Here is a 19,235-nt window from a genome sequence, read left to right as displayed (position 1 = left end):
AGGCGGCCACCGATGCGCGTCCAGCAGGGTGAGCGGGCCGGGGCCGGCGCGGAAGGTGCGGCGCCGGGTGCGGCCCACGCGTTCGCCGTTCGGGCGGACGCGGTACGTCTCGATCGTCATCCGGGAGGTGCCCGGGGCGGGCGGGGTACCGGCGTTCACCGGGCCACCTCCGCGGTCACGTCGTCGTGAGGCACGTACACGTACACCACTCCTCTCCGTAGCAGTTCCACTACCCGGTGGAGTCAGCGTGGTCTAGAGTCGGCACTCGATCAACGTGGCAAAGCAGCAAGAAAAGTAGGGGGTCCCGGGTGAACCGCAAGGAGTTGAACCCCGACGCTTCTCCGCAGGCGGCGTTCGGCGCGCGATTACGCAGCGCACGTGAGGCGCACGGCTGGAAGCAAGAAGATCTTTCCGCCATGATGAAGTACTCCAGCGGGCACATCTCAGCCGTGGAAACCGGCCGCAAGATTCCTAGTTGGCGTTTCTCGCGCAGTGCGGACGCCGCGTTCGGACTCCAAGGCGCGGCGGACACCTTCGAACGGGCCTGGCGCGAGATCCAGCACGGCAGTCTGCTGGAGGGGTTCCCCGAGTACGTGGGCCACGAGGGCCGGGCGGCGGAGATCAGGGCGTACGAAGTCGGCGTCATCCCCGGACTTCTGCAAACCCCGGACTACGCCGCGGCGATCGAGGCAGGACATGTCGAGCGGGGAGCCATCACCCCGGAGCAGGCCCAGGAGCGGGTGTCGTTTCTGGGTGAGCGGCAGGCGATGGTCGCCCGCAAGCCGCCGCCGCTGGTCCATGTGGTGCTGGACGAGAGCTGCATCCGGCGACCGGTCGGCAGCCCTTCCGTGATGCAGGCCCAGATGGCGCGGTTGATCGCCTTCGCCGAGCAGCCGAACGCCGTCCTTCAAGTCGCGGACTTCTCCATAGGGGCTCGTCGCCCCTTCAGTCTGCCGATAACCGTGCTGACCCTGCCCGACCGGTCTCTCCTGGCCTACGCGGAGTCCGCCACCCGGGGACACCTGGACCGGGAAACCAACTCCGTGCTGCCCCTCTTGACGGCCTACCATCACCTGCAGAAACACGCGCTCCCGCAGGCGGGTTCCGTAGCCATGATTGACCAGGTACGAAAGGGCACCTTGTGATGAGCGAGCCTCTCAACTGGATCAAGTCTTCCTACAGCGGTGGCGGCGGTCAGTGCGTCGAATGGGCCCCCGACCACATCACGACGACCGGTCTCATCCCCCTCCGGGACAGCAAGCGCACCGACGGCCCGGTCCTCATACTCTCCCTCGCGGCCTTCACCGATCTCCTGACACTCGCACGCAACGCCGACATCGGCTGAGCACCCCCGATCCCCCCAACCTCCCCGAACCCCGTCCGGTCGCCTCACCCCGGGCGGGGTTCCCGCGTCGCGCCGTGCCGCTCGCCGGGGGGCATCGTCCGTCGCCAACTCGCTAGCACAGGAGGGCAGTAGGCGATGACCACCCCCGTCCCCACCCCCGCTCCCACCACCCCCTTCGCGCCCACCCGCGAGGCCGGACGGCCCGTCAAGGTCGTCCTCACCCGGCGCCAGTGCTGCTACGGCACCGGCTACCGGCCCGCCGGCCGCCAGCGCCTCGCCCTCGGCAGCAGCACCGTCGGCCGGATCAGCAGGCCGATCCGGCCGACGGCCCCGCTCTGATGGGTTGCCATTGTTGTTCTGACGCGTCGTCATTCATGCTGCGCTGGGCCGTCATTCATGCTCCGACGGGCTGCCATTCGTGCTCCGTCGGACCTTCGTCGCCGCGTCGGCCGGGTGGTTCCGGTGTGCTGGCCGATTCCGGCGTCCGAACGGCCGTTCCCTGTGTACCTTGCCCGAATGGCTGACACGGACGGCACGGCTGACAGGGACGGTGCGGGCGGTACGGACGGTGTCCGGCTGGGGAAGGAAGCGGCCCGGCGGCTCGCGGCGCTTCCCGGGTGCGATGTCGCGGCCGGGCTGAGCGAGGCCGAACTCGCCCGGATCGAGCGCACCTACGGGTTTGTGTTCGCCGCCGATCACCGCGCCTTTCTGGCCGAAGGGCTGCCCGTCGCCTCGCCGCCCAAACGCGGCGCCGCCTGGGAGCAGCCCTGGCCGGACTGGCGCCACGGCGACCCGGAGGATCTGCGGTACCGGCTGGAGTGGCCGGTACGGGAGGTCCTGCGGGAAGTGGAGCTGGGCGGCTGGCACCAACGGGCCTTCGGCGCCCGGCCCCGCGGGGCACGAGCCGCCGTCGACATGGCCCGGCGCAAACTGGCCGAGGCCCCGGCGATGGTCCCGGTGTACGGCCACCGGTTTCTGCCGGCCGGGGGCGGGTCGTACGGGCATCCGGTGCTGTCCATGTGGGGCACGGCCATCCGGTGCCACAGCGATCACCTCGTGGACTACATCGAACGGGAGTTCGCCGGGCTGGACGACGGCGGTCCCTGGGACCAGGAGACGACGGTGGAGGTCTGGTCGGACTTCGTGATCTGGCGGCCGTAGCCGGGCCGGACCGTGACCTGGCGGCCGTAGCCGGACCGGGCCGGGCCGTGGCCAGGCGGTCGTCAGCCACCTCCGGTGATCGCGTCGAGCGCGCCGGTGAGGGTGGCCGGGGTCGGCGGGGCGTCGGGGAAGCGGGCGGCGATGTGACCGTCGGGGCGGACGAGGAGGGCGCCGCCGGGGGCGAGGCCGTAGGCGTCGGCGTGGCGCGGGGCGAGGGACTGGACGCTCAGGGGCCAGGGGGTGGCGGGGAGGTGCGGGGGCGGGCTCGCGGTGAGCAGGGTGAAGTGCTCGCCGAGGGTGTCCAGGGTGGAGCGGGTGGGGGTGAGCCAGAGGTGGGGGAGGCGGTGGCCGGGGTGGGGGGTGGGGACGTAGTCGGTGCCCCCGGCAGGAGCGGGGCCCGTGCCGGACGGCTCCCGCAGTACCGCCGTCGACTCGTACGCCACCCCCAGCACCAGGCCCATCTGGGCGAAGTACTGGTCGGTCCAGGGGAGTTCGACCCGGCCGGGGTCCGCCTCGGCGGGGCCCGCGGCGAGCCGGGCGCGGCGGTGGGCCTGGACCTCGGCCATCAGGCGGGTGTTGGCGACCGACTGCTCCAGCACCCGTTCGGCCACCGGGTGGCGTTCGGGCGCGTAGGTGTCGAGGAGAGCGGGGCGGGCCCAGCCCTTCAGGACCCCGGCCAGCTTCCAGCACAGGTTGTGGACATCGCCGATCCCGGTGTTCATGCCGAGTCCGCCGACGATCGGGACGGCGTGGGCGGCGTCCCCCGCCAGCAGGATCCGGCCGTGGCGGAGGCGGTCGGCGACGAAGGCGTTCATGGTCCAGTGCTGGACGCGCAGGACATCGACGTCCGTCGCGGGACCGGGCACTCCGCCGTCCCCGTCGCGTGCCGCTCCCAGCGCCCGCCGGACCAGCGCGCCCCAGTCGGTGTGCGCCGCGCCCTCGGGGGTGGGCCCGAACCAGGCCCAGCCGCCCTCGGGGTACAGCGGCAGGAACGAGCCGTGCGCGGTGACGTACATCCCGGCCGGTTCCCGGTCGCTCCACTCGGCGAGGTCGGCGTCGAAGACGACGGTGGTGGTCCGGCCCAGCTCACCGGGCCCGTGGACGCCGATGCCGAGCAGCCGCCGGACGGCGGAGCCCGCCCCGTCGGCGGCCAGCAGAAAGCGGGCGCCGATCCGGGCCGACGTACCGCGTTCCCGGTCGGCCAGGTCGGCGATCACCCCGGTGCCGGTGTCCCGCAGCGCCGTCAGTTCGGTGCCGAAGCGGATCTCCCCGGCCGCCGCGCCCAGCAGCAGCGGCTCCAGCCGGTCCTGGGAGCTGACCACCCCGCGCACGGGACTCTCCGGGACGGCCTCCCGTACGCCGACCATCGCCGCGGTCGCGAAGTCCGGGCCGCGCAGGGTGTCCCGGAACCGGATGCGCCCGTACTTCGCCGGGAACGCCACCGCCGTGAGCCGCTCGGCCAGCCCGAGCTGCCGCAGGATCTCCATCGACCGCACATTGACCAGCCGAGAGCGCGGGAACGGCGACAGCTCCCGGTGCCGCTCGACCAGCAGGGTCCGCACCCCCCACCGCTCCAGCAGCACCCGCGCGGCCAGCCCGACGGGCCCGCCCCCGACGATCAGCACGTCCACGTCCACGTCCACGCCCACGCCCGGGTCCGGGTCCGGTTCCGGGTCCGGGTTCGCGTCCACCACGTCCATGTCCCTGATATACCGCCGGAGCGGGGACGGGGGCGCGCGACGGTCCGGGCGGGGCCGGGGTTAGCCTCGAAGCGACGATGGATCCGATGGATCCGATGGATCGATCAGTAGGTCGGTGGGTCGGTGGGTCGGTCCCGGTACTGAGGAGGCAACGATGGCCAAGGTCCCCAGCGCGCTGGTCGCGGCGGGCGGACTCGTCGGCGGGTACGGCGTCGCCCGCTGGACCAAGCGGCGGGAACTGGGCGGGGCCGTGCTGGCCGTCGCCGGAGCCGCCGCCGCCACGCAGTGGCGGGCCCGCGCCGGGGGGCCTGCGGCGGGTGCGCTGACCGCCGGGTACGTGGCCGCGTTCGGGGCGTCGCATCCGCTGGCCAAGAAGGTCGGCGCCTGGCCGGCGGTGTTCGGGGTCGCCGGGGCCGTCGCCCTCGCCTCCTGGGCGGTCGCCGACCGCAAGGCGTGAGCCCCCTCACCCCCTGAACGCCCTCCGATACCCCTGCGGGCTCGTCCCCACCACCTTCCGGAACCGCTCCCGGAACGCCGTCGGCGAGCCGAACCCGGTCTGCGCGGCGATCCGTTCCACCGGGTACGAGGTCGTCTCCAGCAGATGCTGGGCCCGCCGCACCCGTGCCCGGTGCAGCCACCGCAGCGGCGTCGTACCGGTCTGCTCGCGGAAGCGGCGGTTCAGGGTGCGGGTGCTCATCCCGGCGTGGGCGGCGATCTCCTCCAGGGTGAGATCCCGGTCCAACCGGTCCTCCAGCCAGCCGAGCAGCGGCTCCATGGCCGCCCCGGCCGGTGCCGGGGGCGGATCGGTGACGATGAACTGGGCCTGGCCGCCCTCCCGTTCCAGCGGCATCACCGACATCCGGGCGGTGTGCGCGGCCACCGCCGAGCCGTAGTCGCCGCGGATCATGTGCAGACAGAGATCGAGCGCCGCCGCCGCGCCCGCCGACGTCAGGAACTGGCCGTTGTCGACGTACAGCACCCGGGCGTCGACGGTCACCTTCGGATAGCGGGCGGCCAGGTCCGGCGCGGCGAGCCAGTGGGTGGTGGCGCGCAGTCCGTCCAGCAGTCCGGTCGCGGCGAAGAGGAACGCCCCGACGCACACCGAGGCCATCCGGGTGCCGTTCGCCGCCGCCGCGCGCAGGGCCTCGGCGACCCCGGGCGGCAGCACCTCGGGCGGGTTCTCGACGCCGGGCAGCACGATCGTGTCGGCCTCCGCGAGCAGTTCGAGCCCGTACGGGGTGCGCAGGGTGAAGGGGCCCGCGTTCACCTCCCCGCCCACCGAGCAGACCCGCACCCGGTACGCCTCCCGCCCGTCCGGCAGCCGCGCCCAGCCGAACGCGTCGACAGGCGCCGAGAGATCGAACGGAATGACCCCGTCCAGGGCGAGAACGGCCACGGTGTGCATGGCCAGAGGGTAGGCGGCCGACGGATTTCCGCCAAGCGGTACATCGGCACTCCGGGCCACTGGAACCCCGCGCTCCGCCCCGCCGAAGCCCCTCCGGCCCCCAGGAACCCTCTCCCGGCCCCCTCCCACCCTCCTGGCGAGAATCCGTCGGCACCTGGCATTTCCGCCACTTCTCCGCCGCTCCGCAGGTCCCTACTCTCGACGCCCGTGACCAAGTTCCTGCTCTCCGTCCATGTCATCGCCGCCATCGTCGCCATCGGTCCCGTCACGGTCGCGGCCAGCATGTTCCCGCCCGCCGCCCGCAAGGCCCTGGAGACGCCGGACGACCCCGGCGCCACCGGCACCGTGGCGCTGCTGCACCGGATCTGCCAGGTGTACGCGGCCGTCGGGGTGGCCGTACCGGTCTTCGGGCTGGCCACCGGCAGCGCCATGGGGGTGCTCGGGGACGCCTGGCTGATCACCTCGATCGTGCTGACGGTGCTCGCGGCGGCCGTGCTGGTGCTGCTGGTGCTGCCCCGGCAGGGCGCGCTGGCCGAGGGGCGCGGGACCCGGGAGACGACCGTACGGCTGGCCATGTTCACCGGGATCTTCAATCTGCTGTGGGCGACCGTGACGGTGCTGATGATCGTGCGGCCGGGGTCCACTACCGGGGCGTAGGGGGGCGCGAGGGGCCGGAGTGGTGGTTCGGTTTCTGCCAGGCCGCCGGGAAAGCAGCGTCGCACCCCTTGTGGAGAAGTAATCTCCATTTTACTTTCGACTCCGCGCACTGCCGCTCCCCCGCACTGCCGCTCCCCGCACCGCCGATGCCCGAGGAGTCACCCATGCCGCTCGCCGCCCTGCTGTCCCGCCCGGGACACCGCGCCAGACGTCTGACCGCCGCGGTGGCCGCAGCCGCCGCCTGCTTCGGCCTCCTCGCCGGCACGGCGGAGGCGAGCGGCACCGCCGAACGCCCCACCGCGCCCACCCCGTCCACCCCGACCACCACAACCCCGGCCACCACCCCCGCCTACACCAGCCGCCTCGACGTCCCCTACGCCTCCGCCCCCGGCCAGGTCCTCGATCTGTACGTGCCCGAAGGCGCCCGCAAGAAGCTGCCGCTGGTGATCTATGTGCACGGCGGCGGCTGGTTCGCCGGTGACAAGACCGAACTCCAGCGCATCCCCGCCTGGGAGTCCCTGCTCGGCGAGGGCGTCGCCGTCGCCTCCGTCAACTACACCCTGGCGCCCGGCGCCCTCTTCCCCCAGCAGATCCACGAGGTGAAGGCCGCCATCCGGTATCTGCGCGCCAACGCCGCCGCCTACGGGCTCAACGGGAAGGTCGGACTGTGGGGCGGATCGGCCGGCGGGCAGATCGCCGCGCTCGTCGGCACGAGTTGCCGGGTCCCGGCGCTCGAAGGGTCCATCGGGACGACCGGGCCGTCGAGCTGCGTCGATGCCGTGGTCGATCTCTCCGGGCCGAACGACCTCGCCTCCCTGACCGGCCACCCAGGGCTGGACCCGGCCGCCTCGACCTACCTCGGCTGCCCGGCCGGGCTGGCCTCCTGCTCGCCCGAGGTGCTGGCGCAGGCCAACCCGATCACCCATCTCCAGGCATCCACCCGGCGCCCCCCGGCGTTCCTCCTCGGGCACGGTGACGCCGACCCGCTCGTCCCCCTCGGGCAGAGCCGGCTGCTCTACTCCGCCCTGAAGGCGTCCTGCGGCACCGCCGCCCTGTACACCCTCAAGGGCGCCGACCACTTCTTCCCGTTCTCCGGCGCGCTCTCCGCCCCGCACCCCGAGCAGACCGTGGAGACCACCCGCGGCTGCCGCCCGACCCGGACCGCCACCTCACCGGCGCTGAGCTTCCCGACCGTGGGCGCCTTCTTCCGGGCCCATCTGCGCTGACCCGGATCCAGGTCCCCACCGGTCCCACCGGTCCCACCGGTACCCCCGACGCCCCCGACGCCCCCGACGATGCTCGGGGCGCCGGGGGCACCCGGCTTCGCAGCCCCGGCCGCCGCGCCCGTCCCGGTCACCTGACCGTCACTTCACCGTGCCCGGCACCACCGACAGCGGCGTCGCGATGTCCTCCAGCGACCGGCGTTCCGCCTTCACCGCCAGGAAGGCCGCCACCAGGCCCGCCGCGCACATCAGCGCGGCGCCGATCCGGAAGGCGAGCGCGGTGTCGCCGACCACGCCCGACGCGGTGAGGTCGGCGAAGAGCAGCGGCCCGCTGATCCCGCCGGCGGCGGTGCCGAGGGCGTAGAAGAAGGCGATGGCCATGGCCCGGGTCTCCATCGGGAAGATCTCGGAGACGGTCAGATAGGCGCTGGAGGCGCCCGCCGAGGCGAAGAACAGCACCACGCACCAGCAGGCGGTCATGGTGCTCGCCGTGAGCGAGCCCCGGTCGAACAGCCAGGCCGTGCCGAACAGCAGCACCCCGGAGATCAGATACGTCGAGGAGATCATGATCCGGCGGCCGACGGTGTCGAAGAGCTTGCCGAGCAGCAGCGGGCCGAGGAAGTTGCCCGCGGCGATGACGGCGAAGTAGTAGCCGGTGTGGCCGGTCGGCACATCGAAGAAGGTGATCAGGATGGTGCCGAAGCCGAAGGTGATGGCGTTGTACAGGAACGCCTGGCCGATGAAGAGGGAGAGGCCGAGGACCGCGCGGCGCGGATAGCGGCGGAAGACGGTCCGGGCGACCAGCCCGAAGCCGATGCTCTTGCGCTGGTGGATGGTGATCTCACCGGCGGGCGGCGGCAGCGGCTTCCCCTGCTCCAGCTCGATCTCGTGTTCGACGGAGGAGACGAGTTCCTCCGCCCGGTCGCCCTGGCCGTGGATGAACTGCCAGCGCGGACTCTCCGGGACGTGCCGCCGCACCAGCAGGATCACCAGGCCGAGGACGACCCCGAGGGCGAAGCTGAGCCGCCAGCCCAGGTCCTTCGGGAAGATGGCGGTGTCCAGCATCACGATCGACAGCAGGGCCCCGCCGATCGCGCCGAGCCAGTAACTGCCGTTGATGATCAGATCGACCCGGCCCCGGTACAGGGAGGGGATCAGTTCGTCGATGGCGGAGTTGATGGCCGCGTACTCGCCGCCGATGCCGAAGCCGGTCAGAAAGCGGAAGAGGAAGAACCACCAGGACTCGAAGGACAGCGCGGTCATCGCGGTGGCGCTCAGATAGACCACCAGGGTGATCATGAACAGTTTCTTGCGGCCGTGGCGGTCGGTGAGCCAGCCGAAGAACAGCGCCCCCGTACAGGCCCCCGCCACATAGAGCGCGGCGGCGACCCCGGTGACCTGGGCGGACGAGATGGCCAGCCCGCTGCCGTCCTCGGCGAGCCGTCCGGCCACATTGCCGACGATCGTCACCTCCAGACCGTCCAGGATCCAGACGGTCCCCAGACCGATGACGATCATCCAGTGCCAGCGCGACCAGGGCAGCCGGTCGAGCCGGGCCGGGACGGCGGTGGTGACGGTGCCGGTCTCCCCGGGGATGGGGCCGGGGTCTTTGGAGGCGGGGTCTTTGGGGGCGGGGCCGAGGCGCTTGGGCGCGGGGCCGGTGTCCCCGGGGATGGGGCCAGGGTCTCCGGGAGCGGGGCCGAGGCGCTTGGGCGCGGGGCCGGTGTCCCCGGGGCGGGTGCCGGTGTCCCCGGAAACGGGGCGCCGCTTGCCGCCGTTGCCGGGCACGGCGGCCCCCTTGCCGCCGGTTCCGGTCCCCCTCGCCGTCGGGCCGGAAGATCCCGGCGACCCCGGCGACCCCAGCGACCCGGGAGACCCCGGAGGCCCCAAAGCCCCCGCCGTCCCCGCCGCCCCCGGAGGGCCCTGCACCTGCCCCGGGGGCCGCACGGACCGCCAGGACGGCTTCGAAGACGGCCCCGGCGACGGCCTCGACGACGGCTCCGGCGGCGACGGCTCCAACGGCGACCCCGGTGACCCCGACGCCCCGGGTGCCCCCGACGCCCCCGACGCTCCCGGAACCCCCGGTGCCCCCGAGGACGCCTTCGGTGACGACTCCGGCGACGATTCCGACTCCGCTGCTGTCATGGCCCGCTCCCTCTGCGTCGAGGCGACCCTTGCCGGGTGCCCGGAGCCGGAGCGGGGAAGCCCGCGGCCCGGGGGTCATGCCCCCAGCATGCGCGAGACCGTGTAGATCAGCAGCCCGGCGAGCGAGCCCACGACCGTGCCGTTGATCCGGATGAACTGGAGGTCACGGCCGATGTGCGCCTCGATCTTGCGGGTGGTGTGCTCGGCGTCCCAGCTCGCCACGGTGTCGCTGATCAGCGAGGTGATCTCGTCCCGGTACGTGGTCACCACATGCACCGCCGCGTCCTCCACCCAGGCGTCCACCTTCCGCTGGAGACCGGGCTCGGTGGCCATCCGGGCACCCAGCGACAGCAGCGAGGACCGCACCCGCAGCCGCAGCTCACTGCGCTCGTCGTCGGCCGCCGAGACGATCATGGTGCGTACGGCCGTCCAGGCGGACGCGATCAGATCCTGGACCTCGCCGCGGCCCAGTACCTCGCCCTTGAGCCGCTCCACCTTGGTCCGGGTCTCGGTGTCGGACTGGAGGTCGGAGGCGAAGTCGGTGAGGAAGCGGTCCAGGGCGCCGCGGGCCGGGTGCGTGGGCATGTCCCGCATCTCGGCGCAGAACCGCAGCAGCTCTTTGTAGACCCGGTCGCCGATCCGGCGGTCCACGAACCGGGGGGTCCAGCCGGGCGCCCCGCCCTGCACCGCGTCCATCACGGAGTCGCCGTGCAGCACCAGCCAGTCGTGCGCCCGGGTGACCACCAGGTCCACGATCCGGTTGTGCCCGCCGTCGGCGACGACCTTCTCCAGCAGCTTGCCGATCCCGGGGGCGATCTCCTGGGCGTTCGCCCGCCGGGTGATCGCCTCCCCCACCACCGCCTGGACATCGGAGTCCCGCAGCACGGTCAGCGCACCGCGCAGCGCGGTCGCCAGCTCCGCCGTGACCCGGTCGGCGTTGGCCGGTTCGGCGAGCCAGGCGCCGAGCCTGCTGCCGATGCCGACGGACCGCAGCCGCTGCCGTACGACGGTCTCGGAGAGGAAGTTCTCACCGACGAAGCCGCCGAGCGCCTCGCCGAGCTGGTCCTTCTTGCGGGGGATGATCGCGGTGTGCGGGATCGGGATGCCGAGGGGATGCCGGAAAAGGGCGGTGACCGCGAACCAGTCGGCCAGCGCGCCGACCATCCCGGCCTCGGCGGCGGCGGCCACATAGCCCGCCCAGGGGCCCGCGCCCGCGTTCGACGCCCATTTCGCCAGGACGTAGATCACGGCCACCAGGAGCAGCAGCCCGGTCGCGGTGAGTTTCATCTGCCGGACCCCGCGCTGCTTCTCCAGGTCGGCGGCGGAGAAGGTGGTCATCGCGCGCGCCCCGGGACGGTTGCCGGGGGTACCGGGGTTGCCGGGGGTACCGGGCCGGGCATTCTCCCCGTGCGCGCCATTTACCCCAGTCACCGGCGCTATGTCCGACCTGACCGACTTCTCATCGACTTCCGTACGATCCATCCGCTCCACCCGTTCGCGATCCCCCACAACGCCATTGTCCCTTCCTGTGTCCCTTCCTGACCGACTCCCGGAACGGAGTGAGAGTTCCCGGCGTCTGTCGGGGCGGGAGGGACGGGGGCCGGGGCCGGGTGACCGGGGAGGCCGGGTGACCGAGGGACTGCGGGACTGCGGGACCGTCCTCCGGTCCCTCGGTCCGGGGGACCGTCCTCCGGACGACGACAGGAGATCCAGCACCGCCATGACCAGGCGCCACGACCACCTTCTCCTGGCCGCGCTGCTCGCGCTGGTCGTCGCCGTGTCGGCCGGGATATACCTCGGGGTCCCGACCGGTCCGGCGCGTACGGCCGGACCGGTGACCGAGCGGGCGACCGGGCCGTCGGCGGCGCCCGCCTCCACGGGCGTCTGGGTGGGCTCCTGGTCCGCGTCCCCGGCGGGCGCCGAGCCCGGCACCGGGACGGACGGTCTCGCGGGCCGGTCGCTGCGCAATGTGGTGCACACCGGCGTGGGCGGCACCCACGCGCGGATCACCCTCTCCAACCTCTACGGCCGGCAGCCGCTGATCATCACCCGTGCCACGATCGCCCTGTCGGCCGGGGAGGATACGGCGGCGGCGGTGCCCGGCAGCATGCGGCGGCTGACGTCCGCCGGGAGCCCCCGGATCGTCGTCCCGGCCGGGGAGCAGCTCGTCAGCGACCCGGTGGAGCTGCGGATCCCGTACGACAGCGATGTGCTGGTCACGACGTACTCCCCCACCGGCGCCGGGCCGGTCACCCACCATCCGCGGGCCCGCCAGCTCTCCTACGCAGCCCGGGGCGACCTGGCCGCCGAGGCGAGCGGCGCCGGGTACACCGCGCGGGTGGAGTCCTGGCGGTATCTGACCGCGCTGGACGTCCTCAGCCATGAGTCCGAGGGGACGGTGGTGGTGCTCGGGGACTCGCTGACGGACGGGGTGACCTCGTCCGTGGGACGGAACCGGCGCTGGACCGATGTCCTGTCCGACCGGCTCCGCGAGGCGGTGGCCTCCGGCGCGGACGGCGTCCCGCGCTACAGCGTGGTCAACCAGGGCATCAGCGGGAACCAGGTCCTCACGGACGGGCTCGGGCGCCCCGCGGACAACCCCAGCGGGCTGGAGCGCTTCGACCGGGACGTGCTGGAGCGGACCGGGGTCCGGGTGGTGGTGATCGCCCTCGGCGTCAACGACATCCTGCGGCACCCCGGGACCGCCGATCCCGACCGGATCCTCGACGGTCTGCGCACGCTGACCGACCGGGCGCACGCGCGGGGCGTGAAGGTGGTGGGGGCGACGCTGATGCCGTTCTTCGGCCACCGGGGGTACACGGACGCCCGGGAGGGGGTGCGGCAGCGGATCAACGCGGAGATCCGGGCGGGGGGTGTGTTCGACGCGGTCGCCGATTTCGACGGGGCGGTGCGCGACGGGTATGACCCGCGGCGCCTGGCCGGGGAGTACGACTCGGGGGACCATCTGCATCCGAGTGACCGGGGGTATGCGCGGATGGGGGCGGTGTTTCCGCTGCCCGCGCTGAGGGGGTCGGCGCCGGTACGGCTCTGAGACTCGCCGGGGGGGGATCCCGGCCCCCGAAAGCCCTCATGCCCGCCCCGGCGTCACTCCCCCCGCCGGCGATCCCTGTGGTCGTCCAGCATGCGGCGGTGGGCGTCGTACATGTCGTCGCGGTACTGCTGGTGGCGTTCCCGCAGTTCCTGTCGCCGCTCCTGTCGCCGCTCCTGGCGGGCCTGGCGGCGTTCCTCCTTCAGGCGCTGGCGTTCCGCGCGGGTCGCCTTGCGTTCGATCTGGACGCCGCCCCAGAAGGCGAAGCCGGTGACCACGACCCGCGGGGCGCCGGGTTCGCCCGGCACTCCGTCCTCGCGGTGGTCGAAACCGCCCATGACCCCGATCCCCCGCACCACCACCTCCACCCCCGGCGGCACGATCACCGTCACCCCGCCCATGACGGCCACGCAGTTGATGACGACCTCGCGCTCCGCGAAGTCCGCCTCGCGCAGATCGATCTCCCCGCCGCCCCAGAACGCCACGCTGTTGAACCGCTCCGGCACCGTCCAGCGCCCCTTGCGCTGGAACGCCGACAGCACCGCCACACCCCAGGTCGACGAACCGGCCCCCCTGGTGACCCGGCCCGCCCAACCCCGCCCCTCCTCCGGCCCCTTGACCAGGGACACGCCGGGCAGATCGCGGGTGATCGGCGCGAGTTCGCCGTACGTCCGGGCCTGGTACGTCCGGTCGAGCCGCTCCTCGAACTCCGTCATGTCCAGCCGCCCTTCCGCCAGGGCGTCCCGCAGGATCTCGGCGACCCGCTCGCGATCGGCGTCGGAGGCACGCAGTTCCGGGGCATCGTCGGTCATACCGGCAGCCTACGAGTTTCGGGCGCCCGGCACTACGCGGCTTCCGCGCGGCCCGCGTACATCCGCGCGATGACGGCCTCGATGTCGGGCTCCCGCACCGACAGGTCCACCAGCGGGTACTCCGCCGCCACCCGCGCCACCAGCGGCGCCGCCGACTCCCCGGCCGGGAAGGCCAGCCACTGGCGGGGGCCCTCGACCCGGACGACCCGGGCGGGCGGGACGTCGATCGGCGGCAGTTCGCGCTCCAGGTCGACCACCAGGGTCCGTTCGCTCTCGCCCGCCTCGTGCAGCCCGGCGAGCGGGCCGTCGTACATGAGGCGGCCGTGGTCGATGACCATCACGCGGGAGCAGAGCTGTTCGATGTCCTGGAGGTCGTGGGTGGTGAGCAGGACGGTGGTGCCGCGCTCGGCGTTGAGGTCGCGCAGGAACTCCCGGACCCTGGCCTTGGAGATGACGTCCAGACCGATGGTCGGCTCGTCGAGGTAGAGGACCTCGGGGTCGTGGAGGAGGGCGGCGGCGATGTCGCCGCGCATCCGCTGGCCGAGGGAGAGCTGACGGACCGGGACGTCCAGCAGCTCGCCCAGTTCGAGGAGTTCGACGCAGCGGTCGAGGTTGGCGCGGTAACGGGCGTCCGGGATGCGGTACATGCGGTGCATCAGCCGGTAGGAGTCGATCAGCGGGAGGTCCCACCACAGGGTGGTGCGCTGCCCGAAGACGACGCCGATCCGCCGGGCGAGGCGCCCGCGCTCGCGGGACGGGTCGATCCCGGCCACCCGCAGGCGGCCCGCGCTCGGGGTGAGGATGCCGGTCAGCATCTTGATCGTGGTGGACTTCCCGGCGCCGTTCGGCCCGATGTAGCCGACCATCTCGCCGCGCGCCACGGTGAAGGAGAGCGCGTCGACCGCCCGCACCTCCCGGCGCTCCCGCTTGAGGAAGCCGGTCTTCTTGCGGACGTCGAAGACCTTCTCGACGCGGTCGAGTTCGATGAACCCGGGCGGCTCCCGCCGCTCCCGGTCCCGCTCCAGCTCCAGCTCCGTCATCTTCTCCGGCGATCCTCTCTAGCTTCCCGTGCTCCGGTAGGTCCGCAGGCCCGCCCGCCAGGCCAGTCCCGCCAGCGCGCAGCACCCGGCGGCGACCAGCGGCGTGGCGAACGCCGTCCACGCGGGCAGGTCCAGCGGGTAGGGGCGGCCCAGGACATAGCTGGCGGGCACCCAGTTGACGAAGGCCAGCGGCAGGACGAAGGTCACGCCGCGCACCAGGTCCGTGCCGAAGACGGTCGGGGGGTACTGGAGCAGCGTCGTCCCGCCGTAGGTGAACGCGTTCTGCACCTCGGAGGCGTCCTGCGCGACGAACTGGAAGGCCGCCCCGGCGACGAACACCGCGCAGAAGATCAGCCCGCCGCTGAGGATCATCACCGGCATCAGCAGCAGCCGCCCCGCCGTCCAGTCGAGGTCGAGGTGGGCGAGCCCGTAGCCGAGGACCAGCGAGCCCTGGAGGACCCGGCCGAGGCGGCGCAGGGCGAAGCGGTCGGCGGCGACCTGCGCGAGCACCGGCGCGGGGCGCACCAGCAGGGAGTCCAGGGTGCCGTCCCGGACCCGGCGGCCGAGCCGGTCCATGGAGCCGATGGCCAGGTCGGCGAGGCCGAAGGAGAGGCTGGACAGGCCGTAGAGCAGGGCGATCTCGGGCAGCGCGTAGCCGCCGAGGGCGTCGACGCGGGAGAACATCAGCAGGATCGCGATGAAGTCCAGACCGGTGGCGAGGAAGCTGCCGAGGGTCGTCATCACGAAGGAGACCCGGTAGGCCATGGTGGAGCGGATCCACATGGCGACGATGAGCCGATAGGCCCGCACCCCGTCCCCCAACCGCCCACCCCGAACACCCCCCTCACCCCAGCCCCCTTCCTCCCCACCCACCACACCCCCACCGCCCCCGGCACCCCCAGCACCCCCACCTCCCCCAACGCCCGCGCCTCCCCTGCCTTCCCCAGCACCCCCAGCACCCCCAGCACCCCCAGCACCCCCAGCACCCCCAGCACCCAGCGAGCCACGACCCGGCCCACCCCCGTCCACCGCAGCACCCCGCGCCCCACCCATAGCCCCACCCACAGCCCCACCTTCCGCCCGCCCCGACGCCACCCCACCACCCGAAGCCCCACCCCCAGCCGAGGCCCCCGGCAGCCCTCCAGGGGCGCGGGGAACTGCGCAATCTTTCAGGGGCGCGGGGAACTGCGCGACCAGCCCCCACCCACCCGCACCCGACGAGCCCCCCGAACCACCACCCAACGACCCACCGGAGGTGTCACCCACCTTGGACCACCACCCGCCGAGCAGCCGCCGACTGAAGCATCCGGCCCGCCGCGAACAGGACCACCGCCCAGCCCGCCTGGAAGGCAAACGTGGTGACGAGGCCGGCGCGGCCGAGGAGGACGTCGGCCGGGGCCTGGAGCAGGGCCGACCAGGGCAGGGCGCGGACGGTCTCGCCGAGCGCGCCGGGGAAGACGTTCAGCGGCAGCAGCATCCCGGAGCAGAAGAAGCCGAGCAGCCAGGCGAGCTGGCTCATCCCCACCCCGTCCAGCAGCCAGAACGTGCTGAGCGCCACCAGATAGCGGATACCGAAGCTGACCAGCATGCCGAGGCTCACGGCGACCAGGAAGGCGGCCCAGGTCCCGGTGTCCGAGGGCAGCGCGGCGTCGAAGGCGAGGGCGCCGAAGACGAAGGGCAGCACCCCGCGCGCGAGGAGCTGGAAGAGGGCCCGGCCCAGGTCGGTGGCGAGCCACCAGAGCTGGAGGTCGGCGGGCCGGTAGAGATCGATGGCGATGTCGCCGGTGCGGATGCGGTCCATCAGCTCGTCCTCGAAGCCGCCGCCCCCGATGGCCATGGTCGACAGCAGGGCCTGGCCCAGCCACACATAGGTGACGGCCTGGGCCTGGTCGTAGCCGCCGAGGTGGGGGCGCTGGTCCCACAGGGCGAGATAGGTGTAGACGAGGATGATCCCGAAGACGGTGTTGGTGAAGACGCCGGCGGCGGTGGCCACCCGGTAGGTCGCGTACCGTCGTACTCCACTCGCGGCGACGGCGAGGTACAACCGTCCCGAGCCCACTCCCACCAGCCTCCCCCTCGTCAACGAACCGTCGCCGAACCGCCGGGACGGCCGAGCGCAGGAGCCTAGCGAGCGGGCCGTGACGCACGCCACCGCATTTCCGGGCCGGTCGCGTGCCGGTGACCGGGAACGGTTCGGGCGGTGCGAGAGTCTTCACAGGGGGGCGTGAAGCGTTACCGAGGGCGTACGGAGTTCCCGTACGACGCGAAACAGGAGTCCGTGCACGAGATGAGCGACCAGCCGCAGCCGCAGCAGCCGACCGAGGGCTCGGCACCGCAGCCACCGCCGGAGGGGGCACCGCCGGAGGGCGGGAAGAAGAACCGGCCGAAACGGACCGGGTGGCGGCGGCTGATCCCGACCTGGCGGATCACGCTGGCCACCTGTGTGACCGGCCTGCTGCTGCTCGGCGGGCTGTTCTTCCTGGGCTACTCCCTGGTGAAGATCCCGCCGGCGAACGCGCTGGCGACCAAGCAGAGCAATGTGTATCTCTATGCGGACGGCTCGCAGCTCGCCCGCGACGGCGAGGTGAACCGGGAGAACGTCCCGCTGTCGGCGATCTCCAAGGACGCCCGCAACGCGGTACTGGCGGCGGAGGACCGCGAGTTCTACAACCAGTCGGCGATCGACCCGAAGGCGATGGTCCGGGCGGCCTGGAAGACCGCGACGGGCGAGGGCAAGCAGTCCGGGTCCACGATCACCCAGCAGTATGTGAAGAACTACTACCTGGCGCAGGAGCAGACCGTCACCCGCAAGGTGAAGGAGTTCTTCATCTCGATCAAGCTGGACCAGGAGAAGAGCAAGGACCAGATCCTGGAGGGCTACCTCAACACCAGTTTCTTCGGCCGCAACGCCTACGGAATGCAGGCCGCGGCCCAGGCGTACTACGGCATCGACGCCAAGGACCTGGACGCGGCGCAGGGCGCCTACCTCGCCTCGCTGCTGAACGCGCCCAGCGAGTACGACGTGATCGCCAACCCGCAGAACCGCGGCGCGGCCGAGGCCCGCTGGAACTATGTGCTGGACGGCATGGTCAAGAAGGGCTGGCTGGCGGAGCCGGAGCGGGCGGGGCTGAAGTTCCCGGTGCCCAGGGAGGCGACGCTGTCGACCGGGATGTCCGGGCAGCGCGGCTATCTGGTGGAGGCGGTCAAGCAGTATCTGACCGAGCGGGAGATCCTCACCCCGGAGCAGTTGGAGACCGGCGGCTACCGGATCACCACCACCCTCCAGAAGCCGAAGCAGGACGCCTTTGTGAAGGCGGTCGACGACCAGCTCATGTCCGAGCTGGACAAGAAGGACCGCAAGGTGGACAACTACGTCCGCGCGGGCGGCGCCTCCATCGACCCGAAGACCGGCGAGGTCGTCGCGATGTACGGCGGCATCGACTACGTCCAGCAGTACACCAACGGCGCCACCCGCCGGGACTACCAGGTGGGCTCCACCTTCAAGCCGTTCGTGTTCACCTCGGCGGTCGACCACAAGGCCAGCACCCAGGGCGGCCGGACGATCACCCCCAACACCGTCTACGACGGCAGCAGCGAGCGCCCGGTGGAGGGCTGGAGCGGCGGCTCCTACGCCCCGGAGAACCAGGACGAGGTCGACTACGGCGATCTCTCGGTGCGCGAGGCCACCGACAAGTCGGTGAACTCGGTCTACGCCCAGATGGCGGTGGACGTGGGCCCGGACAAGGTGGTGGGGACGGCGGAGAGCATCGGGCTGCCGAAGGACACCCCGTCGCTGGACGCGGTCCCCGCGGTCGCGCTCGGCGTGGCCACCGCGAGCCCCCTGGACATGGCGCAGGCGTACACCACCCTCGCCGACCACGGCCGGTACGGGGCGTACACCCTGGTGAAGAAGATCACCAAGGAGGGCGCGGAGGAGATCCCGGTGCCCGAGCGCAAGACCAGCCGGGTGATCAGCCGCGAGGCCGCCGACACCACCACCTCGGTGCTCCAGAGCGTGGTCGACAACGGCAGCGGGGTCGCGGCGCAGGCGGCGGGCCGTCCGGCGGCGGGCAAGACGGGCACCGCCGAGCAGGACAAGGCGGCCTGGTTCGCCGGGTTCACCCCGGAGCTGGTGACGGTGGTCGCGGTGATGGGCCAGAACCCGGAGACGGCCGCGCAGGAACCGCTGTACGGGGCCATGGGCCTGGCGCGGGTGAGCGGCAGCGGGCCGCCCGCGGAGATCTGGGCGCAGTACACCAAGGCCGCGCTCAAGGGGGTCGAGGTCAAGGAGTTCGACCTCCAGGTGCAGGACGGCGCCGAGGACTGGGTGTATCCGTCGACGCCGCCGAGCAGCGGTGACCCCGACCCGGAGAACTCGTCCGATGTGGCCGAGCCGCCCAGCGAGGAGCCGGACAACGGCACCGGTGGCACCGAGACGCCGACCGGGCCGAGCACCGGTACGACGGACGGCGGCGGTACGGCCGACGGAGGGGTGACCGGGGGTACCGCCGACGGCGGGACGACCGGCGAGACCACCGGGGGCGGCGGTACGGCCGACGGAGGGGTGACCGGCGGGGAGACCGGCACCGGGGGGACCACGGGCGAGACCCCGAGCGGCGGCGCCGACGGGGGCGGCGGGACCGACGCGGGAACGACGACGGGGACCGGCGGACTGCCGACGACGCGTCGGCAGTGACC

The 19,235-nt window shown here is 72.6% G+C and carries 18 protein-coding genes; 10 read left to right on the top strand and 8 right to left on the bottom strand.

The genetic code is table 11. The features are described from left to right. Window positions 1–308 precede the first annotated feature (308 nt). The 4 genes from AB0O01_RS26365 (at window position 309) to AB0O01_RS26350 (ending at window position 2,506) form a co-directional block, all read left to right on the top strand. Window positions 309–1,145 (top strand): helix-turn-helix transcriptional regulator, encoded by an 837-nt coding sequence (locus AB0O01_RS26365; protein WP_365317069.1) that lies wholly within the window; start codon window positions 309–311, stop codon window positions 1,143–1,145. Then, window positions 1,142–1,345 (top strand): DUF397 domain-containing protein, encoded by a 204-nt coding sequence (locus AB0O01_RS26360; protein ID WP_365317067.1) that lies wholly within the window; start codon window positions 1,142–1,144, stop codon window positions 1,343–1,345. Before AB0O01_RS26365 ends, AB0O01_RS26360 begins: the two co-directional genes overlap by 4 nt. A gap of 135 nt (window positions 1,346–1,480) precedes the next feature. Next, complete coding sequence (locus tag AB0O01_RS26355; RefSeq protein WP_365317065.1) at window positions 1,481–1,684, top strand: hypothetical protein; 204 nt, start codon at window positions 1,481–1,483, stop codon at window positions 1,682–1,684. 177 nt (window positions 1,685–1,861) lie between these two features. Continuing rightward, window positions 1,862–2,506, top strand: coding sequence for a hypothetical protein (locus tag AB0O01_RS26350; RefSeq protein ID WP_365317064.1), 645 nt, complete (start codon window positions 1,862–1,864; stop codon window positions 2,504–2,506). 62 nt (window positions 2,507–2,568) lie between these two features. On the opposite strand, the gene AB0O01_RS26345 is transcribed toward AB0O01_RS26350, so the two are convergent. Further along, window positions 2,569–4,206, bottom strand: a complete 1,638-nt coding sequence (locus AB0O01_RS26345) for an FAD-dependent monooxygenase (protein ID WP_365317062.1) — start codon at window positions 4,204–4,206, stop codon at window positions 2,569–2,571. Window positions 4,207–4,360: 154 nt separating this feature from the next. On the opposite strand from AB0O01_RS26345, the gene AB0O01_RS26340 reads away from it, so the two are divergent. Beyond that, window positions 4,361–4,663, top strand: coding sequence for a hypothetical protein (locus tag AB0O01_RS26340; protein ID WP_365317060.1), 303 nt, complete (start codon window positions 4,361–4,363; stop codon window positions 4,661–4,663). Between the two features lie 6 nt (window positions 4,664–4,669). Here AB0O01_RS26340 and AB0O01_RS26335 read toward each other — a convergent pair whose 3' ends face one another. After that, the gene (locus AB0O01_RS26335) at window positions 4,670–5,611 is read right to left on the bottom strand and encodes a helix-turn-helix domain-containing protein (RefSeq protein WP_365317058.1); all 942 of its coding nucleotides are present in this window, start codon (window positions 5,609–5,611) and stop codon (window positions 4,670–4,672) included. 207 nt (window positions 5,612–5,818) lie between these two features. Here AB0O01_RS26335 and AB0O01_RS26330 point away from each other — a divergent pair, with 207 nt between their 5' ends. After that, window positions 5,819–6,268: a hypothetical protein gene (locus AB0O01_RS26330; RefSeq protein ID WP_365317057.1), complete on the top strand. Its 450-nt coding sequence runs from the start codon at window positions 5,819–5,821 to the stop codon at window positions 6,266–6,268. Between the two features lie 164 nt (window positions 6,269–6,432). Then, entirely contained in the window at window positions 6,433–7,494 is a 1,062-nt protein-coding gene (locus tag AB0O01_RS26325; RefSeq protein WP_365317055.1) for an alpha/beta hydrolase, read from the top strand. Window positions 7,495–7,632: 138 nt separating this feature from the next. Here the strand turns inward: AB0O01_RS26325 and AB0O01_RS26320 are convergent, their stop codons facing one another. Continuing rightward, window positions 7,633–9,087, bottom strand: a complete 1,455-nt coding sequence (locus AB0O01_RS26320) for an MFS transporter (protein WP_365317253.1) — start codon at window positions 9,085–9,087, stop codon at window positions 7,633–7,635. Window positions 9,088–9,289: 202 nt separating this feature from the next. Here AB0O01_RS26320 and AB0O01_RS26315 point away from each other — a divergent pair, with 202 nt between their 5' ends. Further along, the gene (locus AB0O01_RS26315) at window positions 9,290–9,742 is read left to right on the top strand and encodes a hypothetical protein (protein WP_365317054.1); all 453 of its coding nucleotides are present in this window, start codon (window positions 9,290–9,292) and stop codon (window positions 9,740–9,742) included. Here AB0O01_RS26315 and AB0O01_RS26310 read toward each other — a convergent pair. After that, window positions 9,712–10,974, bottom strand: coding sequence for a DUF445 domain-containing protein (locus AB0O01_RS26310; RefSeq protein ID WP_365317052.1), 1,263 nt, complete (start codon window positions 10,972–10,974; stop codon window positions 9,712–9,714). The genes AB0O01_RS26315 and AB0O01_RS26310 overlap by 31 nt on opposite strands. A 382-nt stretch (window positions 10,975–11,356) precedes the next feature. On the opposite strand from AB0O01_RS26310, the gene AB0O01_RS26305 reads away from it, so the two are divergent. Then, window positions 11,357–12,688 carry an SGNH/GDSL hydrolase family protein gene (locus tag AB0O01_RS26305; RefSeq protein ID WP_365317051.1) on the top strand — a complete coding sequence of 444 codons (1,332 nt, stop codon included), beginning with the start codon at window positions 11,357–11,359 and terminating at the stop codon, window positions 12,686–12,688. 53 nt (window positions 12,689–12,741) lie between these two features. Here AB0O01_RS26305 and AB0O01_RS26300 read toward each other — a convergent pair whose 3' ends face one another. The 4 genes from AB0O01_RS26300 to AB0O01_RS26285 all read right to left on the bottom strand — a co-directional run bounded on the left by AB0O01_RS26300 (window position 12,742) and on the right by AB0O01_RS26285 (window position 16,602). Beyond that, complete coding sequence (locus AB0O01_RS26300; protein WP_365317050.1) at window positions 12,742–13,497, bottom strand: DUF1707 domain-containing protein; 756 nt, start codon at window positions 13,495–13,497, stop codon at window positions 12,742–12,744. Window positions 13,498–13,529: 32 nt separating this feature from the next. After that, entirely contained in the window at window positions 13,530–14,537 is a 1,008-nt protein-coding gene (locus AB0O01_RS26295; protein WP_365317048.1) for an ATP-binding cassette domain-containing protein, read from the bottom strand. A gap of 18 nt (window positions 14,538–14,555) precedes the next feature. Further along, a complete protein-coding gene (locus AB0O01_RS26290) occupies window positions 14,556–15,413 on the bottom strand; it encodes an ABC transporter permease (RefSeq protein WP_365317047.1) in 858 nt (285 codons plus the stop codon). Window positions 15,414–15,795: 382 nt separating this feature from the next. Beyond that, a complete protein-coding gene (locus tag AB0O01_RS26285; protein ID WP_365317045.1) occupies window positions 15,796–16,602 on the bottom strand; it encodes an ABC-2 family transporter protein in 807 nt (268 codons plus the stop codon). A gap of 222 nt (window positions 16,603–16,824) precedes the next feature. Between AB0O01_RS26285 and AB0O01_RS26280 the strand changes: the two genes are divergently transcribed. After that, entirely contained in the window at window positions 16,825–19,233 is a 2,409-nt protein-coding gene (locus tag AB0O01_RS26280; RefSeq protein WP_365317252.1) for a transglycosylase domain-containing protein, read from the top strand. Window positions 19,234–19,235: the final 2 nt, after the last annotated feature.

The sequence above is a fragment of the Streptomyces sp. NPDC093252 genome (assembly GCF_040683675.1).
GTDB lineage: Bacteria > Actinomycetota > Actinomycetes > Streptomycetales > Streptomycetaceae > Streptomyces.
This window is presented reverse-complemented; position numbering and strand designations above follow the sequence as displayed.